This window comes from Paenarthrobacter sp. NPDC090520 (genome assembly GCF_044769205.1).
In the GTDB taxonomy this organism is placed as follows: domain Bacteria; phylum Actinomycetota; class Actinomycetes; order Actinomycetales; family Micrococcaceae; genus Arthrobacter.
Genome location: NZ_JBIVXM010000001.1, coordinates 305,941 through 326,304, shown reverse-complemented (window position 1 = coordinate 326,304; position 20,364 = coordinate 305,941). Strand labels below are relative to the sequence as shown.

The 20,364-nt window shown below is 64.5% G+C and carries 19 protein-coding genes, 1 other RNA gene and 1 riboswitch; of the genes, 13 read left to right on the top strand and 7 right to left on the bottom strand.

Translation table 11 applies throughout. The features are described from left to right. The first annotated feature begins 66 nt into the window (after positions 1 to 66). The 5 genes from ACIQTZ_RS01580 (at position 67) to ACIQTZ_RS01560 (ending at position 6,363) form a co-directional block, all read left to right on the top strand. On the top strand, positions 67 to 3,870 hold the full coding sequence (locus ACIQTZ_RS01580) for a multifunctional oxoglutarate decarboxylase/oxoglutarate dehydrogenase thiamine pyrophosphate-binding subunit/dihydrolipoyllysine-residue succinyltransferase subunit (protein WP_397322360.1): 3,804 nt from the start codon (positions 67 to 69) through the stop codon (positions 3,868 to 3,870). A 138-nt stretch (positions 3,871 to 4,008) separates the two neighbouring features. Continuing rightward, on the top strand, positions 4,009 to 4,608 hold the full coding sequence (locus ACIQTZ_RS01575) for a GDSL-type esterase/lipase family protein (RefSeq protein WP_400330614.1): 600 nt from the start codon (positions 4,009 to 4,011) through the stop codon (positions 4,606 to 4,608). 124 nt (positions 4,609 to 4,732) lie between these two features. After that, a complete protein-coding gene (locus ACIQTZ_RS01570) occupies positions 4,733 to 5,581 on the top strand; it encodes a DUF4097 family beta strand repeat-containing protein (RefSeq protein WP_400330139.1) in 849 nt (282 codons plus the stop codon). Next, positions 5,581 to 6,198, top strand: a complete 618-nt coding sequence (locus tag ACIQTZ_RS01565) for a PadR family transcriptional regulator (protein WP_402976907.1) — start codon at positions 5,581 to 5,583, stop codon at positions 6,196 to 6,198. The genes ACIQTZ_RS01570 and ACIQTZ_RS01565 overlap by 1 nt, the downstream gene beginning before the upstream one ends. Before the next feature lie 90 nt (positions 6,199 to 6,288). Then, positions 6,289 to 6,363 carry a 50S ribosomal protein bL37 gene (locus tag ACIQTZ_RS01560; RefSeq protein WP_369299106.1) on the top strand — a complete coding sequence of 25 codons (75 nt, stop codon included), beginning with the start codon at positions 6,289 to 6,291 and terminating at the stop codon, positions 6,361 to 6,363. A gap of 101 nt (positions 6,364 to 6,464) precedes the next feature. Here the strand turns inward: ACIQTZ_RS01560 and rsrA are convergent, their stop codons facing one another. Continuing rightward, entirely contained in the window at positions 6,465 to 6,725 is a 261-nt protein-coding gene (rsrA, locus tag ACIQTZ_RS01555) for a mycothiol system anti-sigma-R factor (protein ID WP_400269838.1), read from the bottom strand. Beyond that, entirely contained in the window at positions 6,722 to 7,519 is a 798-nt protein-coding gene (locus ACIQTZ_RS01550; protein ID WP_402943492.1) for a sigma-70 family RNA polymerase sigma factor, read from the bottom strand. Before ACIQTZ_RS01550 ends, rsrA begins: the two co-directional genes overlap by 4 nt. 180 nt (positions 7,520 to 7,699) lie before the next feature. Here ACIQTZ_RS01550 and ACIQTZ_RS01545 point away from each other — a divergent pair, with 180 nt between their 5' ends. The 7 genes from ACIQTZ_RS01545 (at position 7,700) to ACIQTZ_RS01515 (ending at position 14,892) form a co-directional block, all read left to right on the top strand. Beyond that, a complete protein-coding gene (locus ACIQTZ_RS01545; RefSeq protein ID WP_397322354.1) occupies positions 7,700 to 8,215 on the top strand; it encodes a DoxX family membrane protein in 516 nt (171 codons plus the stop codon). Positions 8,216 to 8,221: 6 nt separating this feature from the next. Beyond that, positions 8,222 to 9,601 (top strand): 3-phosphoshikimate 1-carboxyvinyltransferase, encoded by a 1,380-nt coding sequence (gene aroA / locus ACIQTZ_RS01540; protein ID WP_402976904.1) that lies wholly within the window; start codon positions 8,222 to 8,224, stop codon positions 9,599 to 9,601. Positions 9,602 to 9,603: 2 nt separating this feature from the next. Then, positions 9,604 to 10,719, top strand: coding sequence for a ribosome small subunit-dependent GTPase A (locus ACIQTZ_RS01535; protein ID WP_402943497.1), 1,116 nt, complete (start codon positions 9,604 to 9,606; stop codon positions 10,717 to 10,719). A 54-nt stretch (positions 10,720 to 10,773) separates the two neighbouring features. Continuing rightward, positions 10,774 to 11,586, top strand: coding sequence for a histidinol-phosphatase (gene hisN / locus ACIQTZ_RS01530; RefSeq protein ID WP_397322351.1), 813 nt, complete (start codon positions 10,774 to 10,776; stop codon positions 11,584 to 11,586). Positions 11,587 to 11,730: 144 nt separating this feature from the next. Then, positions 11,731 to 11,844: riboswitch (SAM riboswitch) on the top strand. Positions 11,845 to 11,878: 34 nt separating this feature from the next. After that, a complete protein-coding gene (locus tag ACIQTZ_RS01525) occupies positions 11,879 to 13,273 on the top strand; it encodes an aminotransferase class V-fold PLP-dependent enzyme (protein ID WP_402976901.1) in 1,395 nt (464 codons plus the stop codon). A gap of 89 nt (positions 13,274 to 13,362) precedes the next feature. Next, positions 13,363 to 14,151, top strand: a complete 789-nt coding sequence (locus ACIQTZ_RS01520) for a class I SAM-dependent methyltransferase (RefSeq protein ID WP_402976898.1) — start codon at positions 13,363 to 13,365, stop codon at positions 14,149 to 14,151. Positions 14,152 to 14,178: 27 nt separating this feature from the next. Continuing rightward, on the top strand, positions 14,179 to 14,892 hold the full coding sequence (locus ACIQTZ_RS01515; RefSeq protein ID WP_400330119.1) for a metal-dependent transcriptional regulator: 714 nt from the start codon (positions 14,179 to 14,181) through the stop codon (positions 14,890 to 14,892). Between the two features lie 18 nt (positions 14,893 to 14,910). Here the strand turns inward: ACIQTZ_RS01515 and ACIQTZ_RS01510 are convergent, their stop codons facing one another. Continuing rightward, positions 14,911 to 16,353 carry an MFS transporter gene (locus ACIQTZ_RS01510; RefSeq protein WP_402976895.1) on the bottom strand — a complete coding sequence of 481 codons (1,443 nt, stop codon included), beginning with the start codon at positions 16,351 to 16,353 and terminating at the stop codon, positions 14,911 to 14,913. A 75-nt stretch (positions 16,354 to 16,428) separates the two neighbouring features. On the opposite strand from ACIQTZ_RS01510, the gene ACIQTZ_RS01505 reads away from it, so the two are divergent. After that, positions 16,429 to 16,755 carry a hypothetical protein gene (locus tag ACIQTZ_RS01505; RefSeq protein ID WP_400330611.1) on the top strand — a complete coding sequence of 109 codons (327 nt, stop codon included), beginning with the start codon at positions 16,429 to 16,431 and terminating at the stop codon, positions 16,753 to 16,755. Here the strand turns inward: ACIQTZ_RS01505 and ACIQTZ_RS01500 are convergent. The 4 genes from ACIQTZ_RS01500 to ACIQTZ_RS01485 form a co-directional block, all read right to left on the bottom strand. After that, positions 16,752 to 17,741, bottom strand: coding sequence for a S1C family serine protease (locus tag ACIQTZ_RS01500; RefSeq protein WP_402976892.1), 990 nt, complete (start codon positions 17,739 to 17,741; stop codon positions 16,752 to 16,754). The two genes, ACIQTZ_RS01505 and ACIQTZ_RS01500, sit on opposite strands and share 4 nt — an antisense overlap. A gap of 157 nt (positions 17,742 to 17,898) precedes the next feature. Continuing rightward, positions 17,899 to 18,267, bottom strand: a transfer-messenger RNA (tmRNA) gene (gene ssrA / locus ACIQTZ_RS01495). A gap of 99 nt (positions 18,268 to 18,366) precedes the next feature. Then, on the bottom strand, positions 18,367 to 18,837 hold the full coding sequence (gene smpB / locus ACIQTZ_RS01490) for an SsrA-binding protein SmpB (RefSeq protein WP_364158310.1): 471 nt from the start codon (positions 18,835 to 18,837) through the stop codon (positions 18,367 to 18,369). A gap of 98 nt (positions 18,838 to 18,935) precedes the next feature. Continuing rightward, a complete protein-coding gene (locus ACIQTZ_RS01485) occupies positions 18,936 to 20,348 on the bottom strand; it encodes a peptidoglycan DD-metalloendopeptidase family protein (protein ID WP_400330608.1) in 1,413 nt (470 codons plus the stop codon). Positions 20,349 to 20,364: the final 16 nt, after the last annotated feature.

Here is a 20,364-nt window from a genome sequence, read left to right as displayed (position 1 = left end):
CGCATTGTTGTGGAAAAGCAACGTGGCCAGCGGGAAATCAACCTTCATGGAAGAGGCGTATTTCAAGTGCCAGAGCAGCCCAGCCACCGTCTACCAGAGGAATTTGGCGGAAACGAGTGGCTCGTTGACGAACTGTACGAGCGGTATCAGCAGGACAAGAATTCGGTCGACGCCAAGTGGTGGCCGCTCTTCGAATCCTTTGACACCGGTGACGGCACTTCTTCCAACGGAACCTCCGCAGCCCCAGCAGCTGCCAATCCCCCCACCCAAGTACTTCCGGTTGTAGCCCCGGCTGCAGCGGCTCCGGCACCGGCGCCGGCCGCTCCCCCGGCCGCACCGGCGGCAGCCCCCGCCGCTGCCGCAGCTCCCGCGCCGGCGAAGAAGGAACCTGCCACGGTTGCCCGGGACGGGGCAAAGAAGCCCTCCGGCGGCAACGCAGCACAGCCCATTCCGGCCCAGCTCCCCAAGAGCACCAAGGCGCCCACCGCACCCGAGGAAGACGTCGTTTCCGTCCTTCGCGGACCGGCGAAGGCCATTGCGTCCAACATGGTCACCAGCCTCGAGGTTCCCACCGCTACCAGCGTGCGCGCCGTTCCAGCCAAGCTGCTGATCGACAACCGCGTGGTCATCAACTCCAACCTTGCCCGTGCCCGCGGCGGCAAGGTCTCCTTCACGCACATCATTGGCTATGCCGTAGTCCGGGCACTTTCCCAGTTCCCGTCCATGAACGTGTACTACGACGAGATCGACGGCAAGCCCAGCGCCGTCCAGCCCGCCCACGTCAACTTCGGCATCGCCATCGACATGCCCAAGCCTGATGGCACCCGCCTCCTGATGGTTCCCAACATCAAGAAGGCCGAGACCATGGACTTCGCGGAGTTCTGGCACACCTACGAGGACCTCATCAAGCGCGCCCGCAACGGCAAGCTGACGGCCGACGACCACGCCGGCACCACGGTCTCCCTGACCAACCCCGGCGGCATCGGCACCGTCCACTCCGTGCCGCGCCTGTCCAAGGGCCAGGCAGCCATCATCGGCGTCGGCGCCCTTGACTACCCCGCCGAGTTCCAGGGTGCCAGCGAGAAGATCATCGCCCAGAACGCCATCAGCAAGATCCTGACGCTGACGTCCACCTACGACCACCGCGTCATCCAGGGTGCCGGCAGCGGCGAATTCCTCAAGCTCGTGCACCAGCTCCTGCTGGGCGCGCAGAACTTCTACGACGAGATCTTCGAAGCCCTGCGCATCCCGTACGAGCCCGTGCGTTGGAGCCCGGACCTCCAGGTCGACCCGGCCGACGAGATCAACAAGGTCGCCCGCATCCAGCAGCTCATCCACTCCTACCGCGTGCGCGGCCACCTGATGGCTGACACCGATCCCCTGGAGTACGTGCAGCGCAAGCACCCGGACCTGGACGTCCTCACCTACGGCCTGACCCTCTGGGACCTCGACCGCGAATGGCCCACGGGCGGTTTCGGTGGCAAGCCGCAGCTGAAGTTCCGCGACATCCTCGGCGTCCTCCGCGACGCGTACTGCCGCACCACGGGCATCGAATACATGCACATCCAGGAGCCTGCCGAGCGCAAGTGGTTCCAGGATGAGCTGGAGCACCCCTACTCCAAGCCCAGCCGCGAAGAGCAGCTGCGCATCGTGTCCAAGCTCAACGCCGCAGAAGCCTTCGAGACCTTCCTGCAGACCAAGTTCGTGGGCCAGAAGCGCTTCTCCCTTGAAGGTGGCGAGTCGCTGATTCCGCTGCTGGACGCCGTCATTTCGGACGCAGCCGACGACGGACTCGACGAAGTCGCCATCGGCATGGCCCACCGTGGCCGCCTCAACGTCCTCACCAACATCGCGGGCAAGACCTACGCCCAGGTGTTCCGCGAGTTCGAAGGCACCCAGGACCCGCGCTCCGTGCAGGGTTCGGGTGACGTCAAGTACCACCTGGGTACCGAAGGCACGTTCACCTCGGACAACGGCAAGCAGACCAAGGTCTACCTCGCCGCCAACCCGTCCCACCTGGAAGCCGTCGACTCCGTACTCGAGGGCATCGTCCGCGCCAAGCAGGACCGCCTGGACCAGGGCGAATCGTTCCCCGTGCTGCCCATCATGGTCCACGGTGACGCCGCGTTCGCCGGCCAGGGCGTGGTAGCCGAAACGCTGAACCTGTCCCAGCTGCGTGGCTACCGTACCGGTGGCACCATCCACGTCATCGTCAACAACCAGGTTGGCTTCACCACGGCTCCGTCCTCCTCGCGCTCGTCCACGTACTCCACGGACGTCGCCAAGATGATCCAGGCGCCCGTGTTCCACGTGAACGGCGACGATCCCGAGGCCGTGGTCCGCGTGGCCCAGTTGGCGTACCAGTTCCGCCAGCGTTTCCACAAGGATGTTGTCATCGACATGGTGTGCTACCGCCGCCGTGGCCACAACGAGGGCGACGACCCCTCGATGACCCAGCCGCTGATGTACAACCTGATCGAAGCCAAGCGCTCCGTCCGCAAGCTGTACACCGAATCGCTCATCGGCCGTGGCGATATCACCGAGGAAGAAGCAGAGCAGTTGCTCCGCGACTACCAGGAACGCCTGGAGCGCGTGTTCGCGGAGACGCATGCCGCCCAGACCTCCCCGATCCCGATCATCACCGCGGATTCCGCGGCGGTCTCGGACATCGAGCGCCCCATCGCGCAGCAGGCCGACTTCGGCACCAACTCGCCTGCCTCCACGGCGATTTCCACGGACACCCTCGCCCGCATCGGCAAGGCCCATCTGGAAATCCCGGACGGCTTCACGGTCCACTCCAAGCTCAAGCAGCTCCTTGAGAAGCGCGAGCAGATGTCCCGCGAGGGCGGCATCGACTGGGGCTTCGGCGAAATCGCAGCCTTTGGCTCGCTCATCATGGAGGGCGTCCCCGTCCGCCTCGCCGGCCAGGACTCCCGCCGCGGTACGTTCGTGCAGCGCCACGCGGTGTTCCACGACCGCGCCAACGGCAACGAGTGGCTCCCCTTGGGCAATCTCTCGGACAACCAGGCCAAGCTTTGGATCTACGACTCCCTGCTGTCCGAATATGCAGCCATGGGCTTCGAATACGGCTACTCGGTAGAGCGCCCGGATGCCCTGGTCCTGTGGGAAGCGCAGTTCGGCGACTTCGTCAACGGTGCGCAGACCATCATCGATGAGTTCATCTCCTCGGCCGAGCAGAAATGGGGCCAGCGTTCCTCCTTGGTCCTGATGCTGCCGCACGGCTACGAAGGCCAGGGACCCGACCATTCGTCGGCACGCATCGAGCGCTTCCTGCAGCTGTGCGCCGAGGACAACATGATCGTGGCCAACCCGACCACGGCGGCCTCGCACTTCCACCTGCTGCGCCGCCAGGCCTACAGCCGCCCACGCAAGCCGTTGATCATCTTCACGCCGAAGCAGCTGCTCCGCCTCAAGGGCGCCGCTTCCGCCGTCGAGGATTTCACCACCGGCGGCTTCAAGCCGGTGATCGGCGAGAACGAAGTCCAGGCTGCCAACGTTGACCGCGTCATCCTGGTCTCCGGCCGCCTGTACTACGACCTCCTGTCCAACCGGCAGAAGTCCGGCGATACCTCCACCGCGATCATCCGCGTTGAGCAGCTTTACCCGCTGCCCAAGGCCGAGATCGAGGCAGAGCTTGCCAAGTACCCCAACGCGGACATCGTGTGGGCACAGGATGAGCCGGCCAACCAGGGTCCGTGGCCGTTCATGGGCCTCAACCTGGCACCCGAGTTGGACCGCAAGGTCCGCCTGGTATCGCGCCCGGCTTCTGCTTCCACCGCGGCTGGCTCCATGAAGCGCCACGCCGCCGAACAGGACACCCTGATCAAGCAGGCGTTCGAACGCAAGTAAGGAAATCTGCCCGGCCCGGGGCGCTGTCATGCGCCGCGGGCCGGGCATTTTCTGTTTAATGGGACAGATACCCGGTTCGCTAACCGGCGCTGACCGCATAAGCCGAGCATGGACCGTAACGAGTGTGAAGAGGTAACCGTGGAAGACAGGAAGCTGCGCATCGCGGCTGTTGGAGATGAACTGCTGGCCGGACTGGGCGATCCCCGTGCCTTGGGCTGGCTGGGCCGGGTGCTGGCCCGTACACCGCAGGAATCCGTCTCGGTGGAATGCTTTTCGCTCCCCTGCCCCATGGAAGGCACCGAGGGCCTGGCGGCACGGTGGCAGGACGAGGCCGGCCGGCGCTTCAGCGATACGCACGAGAATCGCCTGGTCATCGGTTTGTCCGGGCGTGATTTGGAGTTCGGCCTGTCCACCGCCCGGAGCCGGTTGAACCTGGCGAACATCCTTGACGGGGCCTCGCACAGCGGTGTGGAGGTTTTTGTCGTGGGCCCGCCGCCCACGCTGGATCCTGCCCGCAACAAACGGCTGGCCGAGCTCAACACCGCCTTCGCCGATGTCACCACCAGGCGTAACCACCATTACGTTGACACTTTCTCCCCGCTGCTCAACCACGAGCAGTGGAGGACGGACCTCGCAGCCAATGGGGGCACGCCGGGACAGGCCGGCTACGGGCTGATTGCGTGGCTGGTACTTCACCGGGGCTGGTTCCAATGGCTTAACATCGCCCAACCTGAATAACCACGGCGTCGAACACGCCAGGGTCCGCAAACCGGCCGCTTGAAGCCACGTGACTGTTGCCAACCCGGGATTCGCGATATATCGTGTTTCTATCAACGCGATATATCGCATCTCTGGAGGGATCATGTCAGACGAGCTTTGGACCGTGACGGGCCCGCAAACCATCGACGTGGACGATGTCCGCTCACTCAAACTGGGAATCGTGAAAGGCCGCTTCGACGTAGTGACCCACGACGAGCCCTTTGTCCGGATCGAGGTGAGCGAGATCAGTGGCGACCCCTTGACGGTCACGCTGGTCAACGGCCGGCTCGAAGTCCGCCATCAACTGCAGGGACCGCAGGGCTGGTTCCGCAACCTGATGGGCACCGTGAACAACACGAGCACCAATTCGGTGATCGTCGGGATCGCCCTTCCACCCGGCGTCGACGTCGAGGCGGGGACGGTGAGCGGCGACGGCCTGGTCTCCGGCATCAGCGGCCGCGTTCGGCTGAACACCGTCTCGGGATCCGTCATGGCCGATGGCACCAGCGGCGAACTGCACGTCAATACGGTCAGCGGCGAGGTCATCGCCCGCAACCACGACGGCGTCCTGACCGCCAAGAGCGTCTCCGGCGAAGTAACCGCCTCGGGCAGGTTTTCGAACGTGCGCGCCACGACTGTCAGCGGCGACCTCAGCTTCGACCTGCAGGACTACACCAGCGATTTCGGCGCCAATTCTGTCTCCGGCGACCTCACCATCCGCTTGCCCCACGATGTAGGCCTCGATGTGGTGGCGAAATCGGCCAGCGGATCGGTTGTCATCGATGATCAGCTCTATGCCCAGCCAGGCAGCAATGTCCACACGATCGTGGGCCCCGACGAGAAGCTCATGTTGCTGCGCACCAACACGGTCTCGGGCAAGACGTTCGTCATGCACGCCACCGCACCGGCAGCGGAGGGCGAGCACCCGTTCCCCGGCGAAGCGGGGCTCTGATGCCCCCGGTCTTTGCCCACGGAGCACTCCGCCTGTACCTTCTTGCCTTGCTGGAGGCAGCGCCCAAGCACGGCTATGAACTCATCAAGGCCCTTGGCGACCGCTTTGGCGGCACCTACTCCCCGAGCGCCGGAACCATCTATCCCCGGCTGGCCAAACTCGAAGAGGAAGGGCTCGTGGCTACCGAGACCGAAGGCAGGCGCACGAAGTACCTGATCACCGACGCCGGCCGCGCGGAGCTTGACCGCCGGCGCCAGGAACTGGCCGATGTGGAAGACACCATCTCGGCCTCCGTCAGGCGACTCGCCGACGATCTGCGGGCAGATATTCGAAGCAACATGCAGGGCCTGCGGGCGGACTTGGCGGCGACGGCCGAAGCTGCGCGGACCAACGCCAGGACGGCCACCTCGGCCCCGGGCCGGCCCTCCGGATACTCACCCGAGGGCCAGCGCATCCTCAAGGAAGCCGAGCTCATGGTGCAATCATTCAGGGACGATGTCCGCGTGGAGCTCAGGAAGCACGGCGCTTCACACCCGCTCTCCCCCGTGACCTTGGAAACAGTGCGCACCGTGCTGGACCAGGCCCGGATCTCCATCCGAAATTCGCTGCACGACTGACCAGCACCGTCCCGGTTCGCTAGCCCATGCCCGGATGTGCGAAACTGGAGGGCAGCTTTATTGAGTATCAATCATTGAAGGAGGCCAGCTATGAGCAAGCGTGCACGTAAGCGTCGTGACCGTAAGCGCGGCGGCGCGAACCACGGCAAGCGCCCCAACACCTAAGCACAGGCTTAGCGTCAAGGCTTAACCGCAAGGGCCCCGGAAACCATCAGGTTTCCGGGGCCCTTGGCGTTCAAGGTCCAACCAGCATCAAGGGGCCAAACTCAGGCGTCCACCGGCTTGATCGAATGGATCCTGTCCAGAATGGAGTTCTTGAGGTTTTCCGGCGCCGATTCGGTGCAGGAGCGCTTGACCATGGTGCGGATGAGGCACTCGAGGTCGTACTGCTCGGAGCATTCCTCGCAACCGTCCAAGTGCTGCTTGATCTCGCTGAGGTCCTCGCGGGTCAAGGCGCCGTCGAGGTACTCATAAATACGCTGCATCCGCGTATCGTCGCAATCGCCCAATCCCTGGCAGTCGCTCATTTCTCTTTCTCCTGATTGTTGCTACCGGCCGAGGCCTGGTCTTCTGTCTGGGCACTGAAGCCCCGTTCGGCGGCATAGTCCGCCAGCATGTCCCGCAGCATCTTCCTGCCGCGGTGAAGGCGCGACATCACGGTACCGATGGGGGTGTTCATGATTTCGGATATCTGCTTGTAGGCGTACCCCTCGACGTCCGCGAAATACACGGCCAAGCGGAACTCCTCCGGAATGGCCTGCAAGGCGTTCTTCACATCCGAATCCGGGAGATGGTCCAGGGCTTCGGCTTCAGCTGAACGGAGTCCGGACGAGGTATGGGACTCCGCTTTGGCCAACTGCCAGTCCTCGATCGTGTCCGAGTTGGACTGCAGCGGCTCGCGCTGGCGCTTCCGATAGAGGTTGATGTAGGTGTTCGTCAGGATCCGGTACAGCCATGCCTTGAGGTTGGTACCCGGCTTGTACTGGTGGAAGGCCGAGAATGCCTTGGTATAGGCCTCCTGGACCAGGTCTTCGGCATCGGACGGGTTCCGCGCCATGCGCATGGCCGCCGAGTACAACTGGTCAACGTACTGCATGGCGTCGCGCTCAAAGCGCGCCCGCCGCTGTTCGGGTGTCTCCTTGGCAGGATCGACGTCGGCTGCCGCCCCGGCGTCGTCCAGCCCGCCGGCTGCCTGGTCCATGGCCGTTGCGGCCGGTTCAATGGTGCTCATCGAAGCCAAGTCTACTGTCAGCTTCAGGGAATCCGGCTGCGCCGGTACCCGGGCGCCCAGTAAATCCAGACGGTCCTCAACCAGGGTCAAAAAACCAACTCCGTTCGCGAAGCGGCAAACACCATGCCGCAGCCCGGTCTTCACCGCGCCTGATGTTCACAACGGGTCCCGGTGGGTAATTATTCCGCAAAGGTGCAAGACTAGAGCAGACTGCACCCCTTGAACACAACGCTCAGTGACTTTTGTGGCAAGCCATCCAGGAGGCAAGACATGTCAGTAATCCGTTTTCTCGCGCGGCCCATGCTCGCGTCCAGCTTTGTCATCGCAGGTTTGGACAAGCTCAAGAACGCGGACGATACTGCCCGGCAACTCTCGCCGGTCCTGCGCCGTGCCTCCGAGTCCCTGCCGTTCCCGGCTGATGAGAAGGTCCTCGCGCGGGTGATCGGCGGCGCGCAGCTTGGCGCCGGCGCCCTGCTCGGCTTGGGTAAGCTCTCACGTTTCGCAGCCACCGTCCTGGCCGTAACGTCCGCACTGAACACCTATGTCGAGTGGCGTTCGGCAGACATCAGCACCAAGGAAGCCCGCGGCGCGCGCCGGGCCCAGCTTTTGAAGAACATCTCCCTCACGGGCGGCGTGCTGCTGGCATCGGTTGACACCGAGGGACGCCCCAGCCTGGCATGGCGCGCCGAACACCTCGCCACGGACGCCCGCAAAGCAACGGGCAAGCAGATCAAGCGCGCAGACAAAGCAGTTCGCAAGGCCGTAGATAACGCAGTTGGAGCATAAGGAAGCATGACAGGTACCACCGCAGCAAACGCCGACCCGAAGAACGGCACACCCCTCCCCCTGTGGCCAGCACCCTATGCCACGGTTCCGGTGGATGCCACGGTGACGGTACCGGGATCCAAATCATTGACCAACCGATTCCTGGTCCTGGCTGCGTTGGCCGACGGACCCTCCCGCCTGCGGGCACCACTCCATTCCCGGGACTCCGTGCTGATGATCCAGGCCTTGCGCCAGCTCGGCGCGACGGTCACCGAAGTACCCGGCGACGGCGATTATGGCCCCGACCTGGACATCACACCGATGGATCCGTCCGTCACGGGCGGCGAAACAGCGATCGATTGTGGACTCGCGGGAACGGTCATGCGCTTCGTCCCACCCCTGGCGGCCCTGCGCGCCGGCGTCACGGTGTTCGACGGCGACCCCCACGCCCGCAAACGCCCCATGGGAACCATCATCGAGGCTTTGGTCGCACTCGGCGTGCCCGTCCGCAGCGAAGGCGGCAGGACGCCGTCGGCCCTTCCGTTCGCGGTGGAGGGCTCGGGCGAAGTCCGCGGCGGGCACCTGGTCATCGACGCCAGCGCCTCCTCCCAGTTCGTCTCGGCCCTGTTGCTTGTTGGCGCCCGCTTCACGGAGGGGCTGCACCTGGAGCACGTCGGCAAGCCGGTGCCCAGCCTGGACCACATCAACATGACGGTCGCAGTCCTGCGCAGCGTCGGTGTCCAGGTGGACGATTCCGTCCCCAACCACTGGCGCGTGGCCCCCGGTCCCATCAGGGCCTTCGACCAGCGCATCGAACAGGACCTGTCGAACGCCGGTCCGTTCCTCGCGGCAGCACTTGCCACGCGCGGCACCGTCCGGATCCCCAACTGGCCCCTCGAGACCACCCAGGTGGGTGACCTGTGGCGGAGCATCCTGGCATCCATGGGCGCTGAGGTGTCGCTGGAGGACGGAACCCTGACGGTCAAGGGCGGACCCGAGATCCTGGGCGCCGATTTCGACGAAACCAGCGAGCTCGCCCCTACCGTCGCCGCATTGTGCGCGCTGGCCACGGGCCCCTCCCGCCTCACCGGCATTGCGCACCTCCGGGGCCATGAGACAGACCGCCTTGCCGCACTGGTGGCCGAAATCAACCGACTCGGCGGGAACGCCGAAGAGACGGCCGACGGCCTCATCATCCACCCGGCGGCCCTTCATGGCGGTGTAGTCCACAGCTATGCGGACCACCGCATGGCCACGGCCGGGGCCATCCTGGGCCTCGCCGTTGAGGGCGTTCAAGTGGAGGACATCGCAACGACGTCGAAGACCATGCCGGAGTTTCCGCAGATGTGGGCAGCGATGCTCGGCCGGACCCCGGCTGAGGCTTCATCGGGCGGGGCCACGAGCTGACCATGGGCCGCGACGCACGCTCCTGGGACGAATCGGACGTACGGATCCGGCCCAACAAGAAGGGTTCCCGCCCCCGCACCAAGGATCGGCCCAGCCATGACGACGCCGTGATCGGCAGGATCATCACGGTGGACCGCGGCCGATATACCGCAGTGGTTGGTGAGGACACCGACAATGAGCGGGTGGTCATTGCCGCACGGGCCCGCGAACTGCGCCGGAACCCGGTGGTCCCGGGTGATTTCGTGGCACTCGTGGGTGATGTTTCCGGTGGCCCGGACACGCTCGCGCGGCTGGTCCGCGTCGAGGAACGCCGGACGCTTCTGCGCCGCAGCGCGGACGACACCGATCCCATCGAGCGCGTCGTGGTGGCCAACGCGGACCAATTGGTGGTGGTTGTGGCTGCAGCGAACCCGGAGCCACGCACCGGCTTCATCGACCGCGCACTGGTAGCAGCCTACGACGCCGGCATCGAGCCGCTGCTCCTCGTCACCAAGGCGGATGTCAAGGATCCTGCCGAACTTCTGGCCAATTACCTCAGCCTCGACTTTCCGGTCATCATCAGCCGCACGGCGGATTCGCAGGCCTCCGGCATCGATGCACGTTCAGACGACGGGCTCTCCGCCCGTTTGGACAGCGACGCCGTCTCCCGCCTGCGTTCCCACCTCGACGGCAAGGTAACCGTCATGCTGGGACACTCCGGCGTGGGCAAATCCACCATGGTCAATGCCCTCACAGGAGCCGAACGGGCGACCGGTGGGGTCAATGCCGTCACCGGGCGCGGACGCCACACTTCCTCCTCCGCCCTGGCCCTCAAACTGGCGGACGCTCCTTCCGGCAGTTGGATCATCGACACCCCGGGCATCCGTTCATTCGGCCTTGCCCACGTTGATGCCGGCCGCATTCTGCATTCCTTCCCCGACCTGGAGCCCGGCACGGAAGCCTGCGACCGTGGCTGCAAACATGACGCGAGTGCAGTGAACTGCGGGCTGGATGAGTGGGTCAACCAAGGCAATGCCGGCCCTTCCGGCGTGGCCCGCCTGGCTTCGCTCAGGCGCCTGCTCGGTGCCGACCCCCGCCTGGAGGCCAAGGAAACCAAGGAATTGGGCACCGTCAACTGAGGGTCGGAGCCTCACCTCCCCCGGGGCGTGGAGGATTCACGATAGTTTGGTGGCATGACCCAACCCGTTTCCAGCTACAACGATGACTTGCGATTGGCCCACGTCCTGGCCGATTCCGTGGACGCCCAGACCATGGACCGGTTCAAGGCCCTGGACCTGCAGATCGAAACCAAACCCGACCTGACGCCGGTCACGGATGCGGACAAGGCCGCTGAGGAAGCCATCCGCGGACAGTTGTCGCGTTCACGCCCCCGTGATGCCGTCCTCGGTGAGGAATTCGGAAGCAGCGGCCACGGTTCACGGCGCTGGGTCATCGACCCCATCGACGGCACCAAGAATTTCGTCAGGGGCGTCCCCGTGTGGGCAACCCTCATCGCCCTGATCGACGAAGGCGAACCCGTGGTGGGCGTGGTCAGCGCACCAGCCTTGGGCAAGCGCTGGTGGGCGGCCAAAAGCATGGGCGCCTACATGGGCCGCTCGTTGGCCTCGGCCACCCGGCTGAAGGTTTCCAACGTTTCCACGCTCGCGGATGCGTCCATGTCCTACTCGAGCCTGTCCGGCTGGAAGGAGCGCGGGAACCTTGACGAGTTCCTCGGCCTCACCGAGGACATTTGGCGTACGCGCGCCTACGGGGACTTCTGGTCCTACTGCCTGGTGGCAGAAGGCGCCGTTGACATCGCCTGCGAGCCCGAACTGAACCTCTATGACATGGCGGCCCTCGTGCCGATCGTCACGGAGGCGGGCGGCCGGTTCACTTCCCTTGAAGGTGAGGATGGCCCCTTCGGCGGCAACGCACTGGCAACCAACTCGATCCTGCACTCCGAGGTCCTGAAACGCCTCAATCCGGGAATCGACGATCTCCTCTGAATTTTCGACGGCGGACACCTCCCTGGGAGGTGTCCGCCGCACTTTATTCGCCAAATCCGCCCTTTCCGCATCCTGCGTAACAATGCGCTTAACAAAGTGGACGGCTTTGTGTCCGGCATGCGGGGTGCCTTAATGTCTACTACAGGTCACGAGTGCCAGCGCTAAACCCCGGTTTGCTGGCCGGCAACCCTCCATTCGCGGTGGGGTGCCCCGGGTGACGACCAGGCCGGTCCGGAACGGATACGGCAAGCGCGGATCCCCCCGCAAGGGGGTCCCTCTTGAGTGAGGTCCCATGAGCACTGTTACGTTCGAATCCACCGCCCTTCCCACTGCCACGCAGGAAGCCGCGGCCGCCAGGCCCCTTGCCGCCGTGACTGGCGCCGAACTGCAGGCGCCCCTGATCCAGGGCGGCCACGTCCGCTACGCCAACCTCGACTACGGAGCTTCCGCGCCGGCGCTGACCATCGTGTCCGCGTACCTGAACGAGGTCCTGCCGTACTACGCGAGCGTGCACCGCGGAGCCGGATTCGCGTCCCAAATCAGCACGTCCGTCTATGAAAACTCCCGCGAGATCGTGCGCGACTTCGTGGGCGGGCGCCCCGATGACTCCGTCATCTTCACCCGTAACACCACCGACTCCCTCAACCTGCTGGCCGGCTGCCTTCCGCAGATCGACGGTACGCCAACCGGCGAAGTCCTGTACCTGGACATCGAACACCACGCCAACCTGCTGCCGTGGCAGGGCGTGCCGCACCGCAGCGTCGTAGCCGCTTCCACGCTTGCTGCGACCCTCGCCAACCTGCGCCACGAACTGGCCCAAGGCGGAGTCTCACTGCTCGCGGTCACCGGCGCCTCCAACGTGACAGGTGAAATCCTGCCCATCGCGGAACTGGCCTCCCTTGCCCACGAATTCGGTGCCCGCATCGTGGTGGACGCTGCCCAACTCGCCCCGCACCGCCGGATCAACATCGCCGAAGCGGACGTCGACTACGTGGTCTTCTCCGGCCACAAGCTGTATGCACCCTTCGGTGCCGGCGTAGTGGTAGGCCGCCCCGATTGGCTCGACGCCGGAACGCCGCACCTTGCCGGCGGTGGCGCAGTCCGTGAAGCCCGCCTCGACTCCGTCAGCTGGGCGACAGGTCCGGCCCGCCATGAAGGCGGATCCCCCAACGTCCTTGGCGCCGCCACCCTGGCCCGCGCCACGCAGGTCCTGGCCGGCCTTGACCAGCAGGCCTGGCACGACCACGAGGCCGCCATCCGCTCCTACCTTGTGGAGGGCCTGCAGGCCATCGACGGGGTCACCGTCCACCAGATCTTCAGTGATTCCACGGACACCATCGGTGTGGTCAACTTCTCGGTGGAGGGATTCGACGCCGGTCTGGTAGCCGCCTACCTGTCCGCGGAACACGGAGTGGGCCTTCGCGATGGCCGGTTCTGCGCACACCCGCTCCTCAAGCGCCTGGGCCTGCCGTCCGGTTCCCTGCGCGCCAGCTTCGGCGTGGGTTCCCGGCTGGAGGACGCCGCCCGGCTGCTCAAGGGAATCCAGGAACTGAAGGGCACCGGGCTGGGCTGGGACTACGTGGTGGACGAGGGCCGCTGGGTTCCGGCGAACGACCACCGCAGCTATCCCGAATGGGCCCCCAACACGCCCGGTACCGCAGGCGCTGCTCCCTGCACCGTGGACTGACCGCACTTTGCCGTGACCCGGCCAGCCCTGCCTTGCTGTAAATTCGTAGGGTACTTCCGGCGTTCGCGGTAGAGGAGTCTGTACACACCATGCGGTCCCAAGACCCTTCCAAGGGTTCGCATCAACCCAGCGGTCCCAAGCTGCACGCGGTCCGGCGCAAGGAACTGGGGCAAAGCTTCCAGGATGGCGGCGAGCACTACCATGTGGTGCGTCCCGGCTACCCTGCAGACTCCGTGGATTGGCTTCTTCCTGCCGGCGCGAAGTCCGCGGCCGACATCGGCGCGGGCACGGGAAAATTCACCACGCTGCTCGTGGACCGAGGTCTTGAGGTTACCGCCGTCGATCCTTCCACGGACATGCTGGCGCAACTCCGCCTGTCGTGCCCGCAGGTCCATGCGTTGGAGGGCACCGCCGAGGCGAGCGGACTGGCGGACTCAGCTTTCGACGTCGTCAGTGTTGCCCAGGCCTGGCATTGGTGCGATCCCGACAAAGCCAGCACGGAAATCGCCAGGGTGCTCCGTCCGCATGGCGTCCTGGGCCTGATCTGGAACCAATTGGATACTTCCGTCCCCTGGGTGCACCGCCTTTCACGCATCATGCATGCCGGCGACGTACACAAACCGGGTTTCCGGCCGGCCATCGGTCCGGAGTTCACCGGCTTGGAATGCCATGTCACCCATTGGGAGGATGCTGTGTCCCCCGGGGACATCATGGAATTGACCAAGTCGCGCAGCTATTACCTTCGAGCCAACGAGGCTACCCGTGCCAAGGTCATGGGAAACCTGGAGTGGTACCTCTACGAACACCTCGGCCACGCCCCTGGCCAACCCCTGGCCCTGCCGTACGTGACGCAGACGTGGCGGGCCTGCAAGGCCTGAGGCGCCCTCCCACGGTAGGCTTGGAACGTGAAGACCAGTACGCCCTCCTCCTCGATCGAGGACTACGTCAAGGTCATCTACTCCTTCACTGAGTGGCAGGACAAGCCCATCACGTCCTCCCAGCTGGCCCAACGGCTGGGCGTAGCCAATTCCTCGGTGTCCGAAATGGTGCGCAAGCTCAAGGACCAGGGCCTGGTGGACCACCAGCCCTACAGCGCCATCCGCCTGACGCCCGACGGCATGCGACTGGCCTTGGCCATGGTGCGGAGGCACCGGCTCATCGAGACGTACCTTGTGGAGGAACTCGGCTACCGCTGGGACGAGGTCCACGACGAAGCGGAAATGTTGGAACACGCAGTCTCTGACACCTTCATTGAACGCATGTCCGCCAAGCTGGGCCACCCTGTCCGGGACCCGCACGGAGACCCCATTCCCTCATCCGATGGCTCCGTGGAGCTACCGCACGCCTACCGCATGATCGAACTGGACCAGGGACACGCGGGCCGCATCACGCGCATCAGCGACGAAAACCCTGACCTGCTCCGCTATCTGGCCGCCGAAGACATTGCCTTGGACGCCCGCATCGAGATTGTAGGCCGCAAGCCCTTCGGTGGCGCCCTGGTGGTAAGGATCGGCAGCGGTGCCCAGCGGCGCGACTTCGACCTCGCCGATGAAATTACTTCGGCCTTGTGGGTGCAGAGCACCGAGGTGCACGAAGGCTGCGTCCTCGCTGACGTCTGAGCCGGGCACCGCCCCAGGTCAGGACGCCGCCCCCAGCGGCCCGCCGTCGTCGGACGTTTGGTCGGGAACAGCGGCACCTGCCGCATCGCGCACCGGGTTGCGGATTCCGACGGCGGACGCCACCGCCCCCAGGACGAACAGTCCCGCCGTGACCAGCAACGCGTTGTACAGGCCCTCCCGGGTAAAGACCGGGCCCACGATCAAGCCTGCGAAGGCGATGCAGATCAAGCCGGCGATGCGGGCTACTGCGTTGTTGACAGCGGAACCGATCCCCGCCTCTTCAGGTGGAACGGCACCCAGGATGGCAGCGGTGAGCGGGGCCACGAGCGTCGCAAGCCCCAGCCCGAAGACCACTTGGCCGGGGAACACCTGTGTCCAGTAATTGAGTGGCTCCTGGACGGACAAGGACATCAGGAAACCTGTCCCGCACAACAGGGGTCCCGCGGTCATGAACCACCGCGGACCATACTTTCCGGCAAGGCCGCCAAAGTAGGAAGCGGCGAGCATCAGGATCACCGTCCCCGGCAGCAACGCGATTCCCGCCGCCGTAGCACCCATGCCGCCCACCTGTTGCAGGTAGATGCCCAAGACAAAGAAGCCCAGCGAAATGCCTCCGTAGATGGCCAAGGTAGCGAGATTGCCGCAGCCAAAGTTCCGGATGGCGAAGAGCCCCAAGGGAAGCATGGGCTCAGAGGTCCTGCCCTCGTGGAACAGGAAGAACCCCAAAGCCACACCGCCCAGCAGCAACGGAACCCACACGAAGGGGCTGGTCCACCCCAGCCTGCCCTGTTCGATGAACGCGAAGACCGGGCCGCCTAAGCCGATCATGGCCAGCAAGGCGCCCGGGTAGTCGATCCTCTTGCTCTTGTCCCGGGCTGCATCCGATGCCCGCAGCCCAGCCAACATAGGCCAGATGGCGGCGGCCGGAACCACGTTGATAAAGAAGATCACCCGCCAGGACAAAAGGTCTACAGACACTCCACCGATCAACGGTGCCACGATCGCCGCGGCACTCGTCCACCCGGACCACTGGCCGATTGCCTTGGACTGCGCCGGACCGGAAAAAGACGTGACGATCATGGCAAGGGAGCTGGGCACCAGCAGTGCCCCGGCAATGCCCTGCAACGCCCGGGAGACCACCAACACCTCGCCGTTCCAGGCAAGTCCACACATCACGGAGGTCAGTGCAAAACCAGCCAGGCTCCACTGCAGGATCCGGGCGCGGCCAAAATGGTCGGACAGGGAACCGGCAACCAGGATGAGGGCACCGAGGGTGAGGAGGTACGCATCCACCACCCACTGCTGGATCACCAAGCCGCCGCCCAGTTCACGCCCGATGGCCGGCAAAGCGAGATTGACCACGAAACCGTCAAGGATGGCGATGAAGGAAGCCACAATAGCCACCAGCAGCACCTTCTTCTGCAGGGGGGTGCTCGGCTGTATGGCCTCCGGTTCAGTCATGAGCACAGCCTACGCTTGCCGTATCGTTGAGTGGTGATCAGCAGACGTGATGTGGCCGTTGCCCTCGATATCTCCATGGAAATGGCCCAGCGCCACGGCATCCCGTCGCGCTTGCCCGAGGCAGGCCTCCGCGATCTCCAGGACAACCCGCCGCCATGGCTGGTGCAGTCCCGTGCCAACCGAACCGGGAAGCGTCCGGTCTGGGTACAGCTCACCTGCGCTGTCTGTGGTTTTTCCGAGGCCGCCCGGCCCAAGAAGTGGTGGCCCGACTTCTCCTTCGTTTACTGCGGGCACCACCGGAACTCCGAGCTTCCGGAACTGTTCCTGGGTGATGTCCGGAGCGAATACGAGGGCATCGGCAGCCGCTTTGTCGGCGTCGTGGACGTCCGCGAGGACCGTTAGCCGAACTCCCCCATCTCGGACGGGATCGCGAGGAGCTGGACCACCCTGCCGTCGCGAAGCACTGTCAACGGGAAGGGCTGGCCGATAGCATCGGCGAAGAGCAGTTTCTGGAGGCTCTCGGCGCTCGATACCGCCCGGCCTTGCGCCTGAAGCACCAGGTCCCCCGGTTCCAGCCCGGACTGCTCGGCCGGAGAGCCTGCCATGACCTCCACTACGCGAAGGCCTTCCTTTTGGCCTGTGCGGACCACTGCACTGGCGTCGAGCGGAATGGGCGTACTGACCAATCCGAGGTAGGCCCGCCGCACCCGCCCGTCCTTTAGCAAGGCGGCGATGATGCGCCGCGTCGTCGCGTTAATGGGTACCGCGAGCCCCAGCCCCAATCCCGCAACCGCGGTGTTGATCCCCACGATCCGACCCCTTGTATCCGCCAAGGCACCTCCGGAATTGCCGGGGTTCAAGGCAGCGTCCGTCTGGATCACATCCTCGATCACCCGCCGGTGTTCTCCCGCACGGACAGGGATGGAACGGCCAAGGCCGCTCACCACGCCCGCAGTCACCGAGCCCGCCAGGCCCAGGGGGTTGCCAACCGCAATCACCAACTGGCCCACCCTCAGGGAGTCCGCGTTGCCCAGCGCCGCTGGCGGCGGCGTTGCCTTCAGCCCACGCACAACGGCCAGGTCGGACAACGGATCAGCTCCCACCAGTTCGACGTCGCTGTGCTTTCCGTTGGCAAACACGGCCCTGCCGGATTGGATCCCGGCCACCACGTGGGCGTTCGTCAGCATGTAGCCATCGTCAGTGAAAACCACGGCCGAGCCACTGCCCATCCGGACACGGCCGGTGCGGCTCTTGCTGGTCATCTCAATGGCGGCAACGTGGGGTGTGACGGTGTCCGCTTCACGGACCACCGTCTCCGAGTAGGCGTCAAGGATCCGGTCATCGTCCTGCTGCTCCTCCGGGAAGAGTTCTTCCGGCTCGGTGCCCATCACATGCCTCCTGCCACCCACCGTGCATATCCACTACAACCAGCAGGAAGGGACTGGTAGTCCATGTTTGGATACGCCGTGGGTGAACGGGGCTGCCCGGCCCGCTGCCTGGGGCATGACAGCAAAAAGCCCCCGGACAATGTCCGAGGGCTTTCGCAGGTGGAGATGGGGGGAATTGAACCCCCGTCCGATGTCGTGTTGTCAGGGCTTCTCCGGGCGCAGTTTGCGTCGGATTTTCTCGGCCCCAGCCATCCTGCAAACAGGTGGCTGATCCGGGCCCAGTCATCTAAAAGTCCCGTTTACCCCAATGACGAAGGCAAACAGCAGTGGCTATCTAAATGACGCCAGGAACCGGGGCGATAGCAACCCCGGGCTGACGGACTGTCTTACTGCTTAGGCAGCGAGAGCGAAGTCAGTGCGCTTAGATTCGGCACTTATTGGTTTGCAGACAGCGTTTACGAGATAATTCTGCATCCTCGGCCCGCTTCACCTGTCGCGACTAACATCGTCGAAACCGATCATCCCCGTATTTTGTTACCAAACCGGCGGCCTTACCAAGCTCCGCCGGATTATCCATCATAACGCATCTACCGGAACGTTCATTCCCTGGACACGCCGTGACCGGTCAGCGCCTGTTGCGCTCCCGGAGTTCCCGCAACGACTCGCGTTTGTCCTGCTGCTCACGCAGCGTCTGGCGCTTGTCGTAATCCTTCTTACCGCGGGCTATGGCGATCTCAACCTTCGCGCGGCCGTCAAGGAAGTACAGTTGCAAAGGCACCACGGTGAATCCGGACTCACGGATTTTGTGCGAGATTTTGTCCAGTTCCTCGCGGTGCAGCAAGAGCTTACGACGGCGGCGGGCGGCGTGGTTGGTCCAACTCCCCTGGTTGTACTCGGGGATGTGGATACCTTCCATCCACAATTCGTCGTTGTAGAACGTACAGAACCCATCCACCATCGAGGCGTGCCCCTCCCGGAGGGACTTCACCTCGGTACCCATCAGGGCAATGCCTGCCTCGTAGGTATCCAGGACATGGTAGTTATGCCGGGCCTTCCGATTGGTGGCCACTACCTTACGGCCACTTTCCTTGGGCACGGTAGAACTCCTTGTTTGATGCGGATTTCCCTTAGTGTACGCCAGGGCCAGCAAGGCCCCGCGCCATGGGGAAACAGTTTCGCTGACGGGGAAAGCCTTTACAGCAGCGTCATGGGGTCCACGGCAACTCCATTGAGCCACGTCTCAAAGTGCGCGTGGCAACCAGTGGAGTTACCCGTGCTTCCCGAGTAGGCAATGAGCTGGCCCTGTGAGACCCGTTGTCCGTTCGCCACCACGATGCTGCTGTTGTGGTAATAGATGGTGGTCAATGAGTTGCCTTGCACCACACCGTGGGACAGCTTGACGCGCCAGCCGCCGCCGTCCGCCGAATTCCACCCGGAGTTGAAGACTTCGCCGGCCGCAGCAGCGTAGACCGGAGTTCCACAAGGCGCTCCAAAGTCGATACCCGTGTGCATGTAGCCGCCGGTGCCGTAGAAGTCGATGGTTCCGGGCGGCGTCGCACGCCATCCGAATCCTGAGGTGATGGGAACGTAACTGGCGAAGGGATGCCGCAGGCCAAAGGACGACGGCGAGCCCACCGGCGGGACGAACGGGGTTTCCGGCGGTGCAGGCTTGCCTTGCGCAGCTGCGGCAGCGGCCGCGGCGGCTGCCGCCTCGGCAGCGAGCCTGCGCTGTTCCGCTTCCCATGCTTCGCGGAGTTTGCGGTCTCGCTCAGCGATCTCCGCCGCGACCGAATCCTGTTCCGACTTCACGCGGGCCAAGTCGGCTTCAATTCCGGGCTTGGCGGCTTGAAGCTGCCCGTTCAGCCGGGTGGTGTCCTCGATGAGTTTATCCACCTCGGCCTTTTTGCTGGCGGCTTCATCGCGGGCCGCCTTCTCCCGGTTCAAGGCCTCGTCCGCTTTCGCCTTGAGGTCCTGGATCTCGGCCTCGACAGCCGCAAGGCGCGCCTGGGAGTTCACGTTGGTGGCGTTCTGCTGCGTCAGCTTGGTCATGGCGGCGTTCTGGCTCCGCATGGCCTGGTCGGCGAGGTCCATGGACTCAGTAAGGCTGCCGGACTCGTTCGAGCCGAACAACAGCGCGATGTTGGTGGGGACGCCGCCGGACTTGTAGGCCTGCGACGCGATCTGGCCGATCAATTTCTTGGTATCGGTGATCTTCTGCTTGTCGCTTTCCAGCTGCTCGGTGATCTTCGCCTTGTTCTGCTGGGCCAGCTCCACCCTTGCCGCCAGGGCTTCAACTTCCTTGACCGCGCTCGCGACCCGGCCCTGTGCCTCCAGCAGCGCCTGCTGGGCACCGGGAAGCCGCCCCTGGTAGACCACCAGGTCAGCAGCTGCCTTGGCGATCTTGGCGTCCACGAACTCGAGGGATGCCTGGACCCGTGCAGCCTCCGCCTCAAGCGCTGCCTGCTGGTCGTCCAGGTTGTCGGCCTGGGCCGCAGGAGCACCTGAAAGGATGCTGGCAGCCAGGCCCACGGCCAGGACTGCGCCGAGAATCCGGGCTTTTCCGCCTGCCAGGTGCCGACGAAGTGAAATCCGGTCCAACGTGGTCATCATGAGTCCTTTGCAT

Coding starts and splice junctions, on each gene's coding strand:
- ACIQTZ_RS01570 (WP_400330139.1), top strand. CDS start 4,733: ATGTCAGACGAGCTTTGGACCGTGACGGGCCCGCAAACCATCGACGTG.
- ACIQTZ_RS01565 (WP_402976907.1), top strand. CDS start 5,581: ATGCCCCCGGTCTTTGCCCACGGAGCACTCCGCCTGTACCTTCTTGCC.
- rsrA (WP_400269838.1), bottom strand. CDS start 6,725: ATGAGCGACTGCCAGGGATTGGGCGATTGCGACGATACGCGGATGCAG.
- ACIQTZ_RS01545 (WP_397322354.1), top strand. CDS start 7,700: ATGTCAGTAATCCGTTTTCTCGCGCGGCCCATGCTCGCGTCCAGCTTT.
- aroA (WP_402976904.1), top strand. CDS start 8,222: ATGACAGGTACCACCGCAGCAAACGCCGACCCGAAGAACGGCACACCC.
- ACIQTZ_RS01535 (WP_402943497.1), top strand. CDS start 9,604: ATGGGCCGCGACGCACGCTCCTGGGACGAATCGGACGTACGGATCCGG.
- hisN (WP_397322351.1), top strand. CDS start 10,774: ATGACCCAACCCGTTTCCAGCTACAACGATGACTTGCGATTGGCCCAC.
- ACIQTZ_RS01525 (WP_402976901.1), top strand. CDS start 11,879: ATGAGCACTGTTACGTTCGAATCCACCGCCCTTCCCACTGCCACGCAG.
- ACIQTZ_RS01520 (WP_402976898.1), top strand. CDS start 13,363: ATGCGGTCCCAAGACCCTTCCAAGGGTTCGCATCAACCCAGCGGTCCC.
- ACIQTZ_RS01510 (WP_402976895.1), bottom strand. CDS start 16,353: ATGACTGAACCGGAGGCCATACAGCCGAGCACCCCCCTGCAGAAGAAG.
- ACIQTZ_RS01505 (WP_400330611.1), top strand. CDS start 16,429: ATGGAAATGGCCCAGCGCCACGGCATCCCGTCGCGCTTGCCCGAGGCA.
- ACIQTZ_RS01500 (WP_402976892.1), bottom strand. CDS start 17,741: ATGGGCACCGAGCCGGAAGAACTCTTCCCGGAGGAGCAGCAGGACGAT.
- ACIQTZ_RS01485 (WP_400330608.1), bottom strand. CDS start 20,348: ATGACCACGTTGGACCGGATTTCACTTCGTCGGCACCTGGCAGGCGGA.